Source organism: Flavonifractor sp. An100 (assembly GCF_002161175.1).
In the GTDB taxonomy this organism is placed as follows: Bacteria; Bacillota; Clostridia; order Oscillospirales; family Oscillospiraceae; genus Lawsonibacter.
Genome location: NZ_NFMA01000060.1, coordinates 1 through 817 on the forward strand (window position 1 = coordinate 1; position 817 = coordinate 817).

The window sequence follows — 817 nt, forward strand, 5'->3', positions numbered from 1 at the left end:
AAAGCCAGGGTATGACTATGAAGGGGTGGTAACTCTCAAAATTATGATGCGGTTAACAATGAATACAGCGGCAGGCCGGAGTGCCTAAATGATAACAGTTTGATAACTATGCGCCGAGACACTAGCTATTTCCTGTTTCTGTGGTATGTTGTGTCGTTGAAAAGGAGGCGGCACACATGAGAGACACCCTGGAGAATCTGTACTTTGGAAAAATCACACCCAATGAGCAAGATATCACACCAGGTTCGGTCCTGGCAGATGCTATGGGCCGGGCAGAACAGTGCGAGGAGAGGCTCACCGCCCGGCTGGAAGGGGAGGAGAAGACTCTGCTGCTCCGTCTCCTCAACGCCGAGAACGAGATCAGCAGCACCATGGCTCTGGAGAATTTTATCCTGGGTTTCCGCCTGGGGATGAGAATCGCTATCGAGTCCTTGGACGAGGATGACGGGAACCTGACTATGAACCGAGAGGAGGGATGAACTATGGGAAAGAGACGGCCGTCCGGCGACGGCATGGTGCGGAAACGGGAGGACGGACGGTGGGAGGGCCGCATCGTCATCGGTCACCAAGACAGCGGAGAGCCCATCTTCCGGTATGTATCGGCCAAGACGCAGAAAGAACTGCTGAAAAAACTCCATCAAAACATTGAGGAATACCGGGATGTGGATCTGTGCGAGAACAGCAAAATGTCCTTGGGAGAATGGCTGGACCGCTGGCTGGAGGAGTATGTCGCCCCATCGGTGCGGCCCTCCACCCTGGAGGGATATCGAGGATACATCCAACGAAACATCAAGCCACACCTGGGGGATAAGCCGGT

The 817-nt window shown here is 54.1% G+C and carries 2 protein-coding genes; both read left to right on the forward strand.

Features of this window, described 5'->3' with window-relative positions; translation table 11 throughout:
- Nucleotides 1-176: 176 nt before the first annotated feature.
- The gene (locus tag B5E43_RS14750; protein WP_087397921.1) at nt 177-479 is read left to right on the forward strand and encodes a DUF6809 family protein; all 303 of its coding nucleotides are present in this window, start codon (nt 177-179) and stop codon (nt 477-479) included.
- Between the two features lie 3 nt (nt 480-482).
- Nucleotides 483-817, forward strand: a 335-nt coding sequence (locus tag B5E43_RS14755) for an N-terminal phage integrase SAM-like domain-containing protein (protein WP_242964857.1), incomplete at its 3' end; no start/stop codon positions are given.

Coding starts and splice junctions, on each gene's coding strand:
- B5E43_RS14750 (WP_087397921.1), top strand. CDS start 177: ATGAGAGACACCCTGGAGAATCTGTACTTTGGAAAAATCACACCCAAT.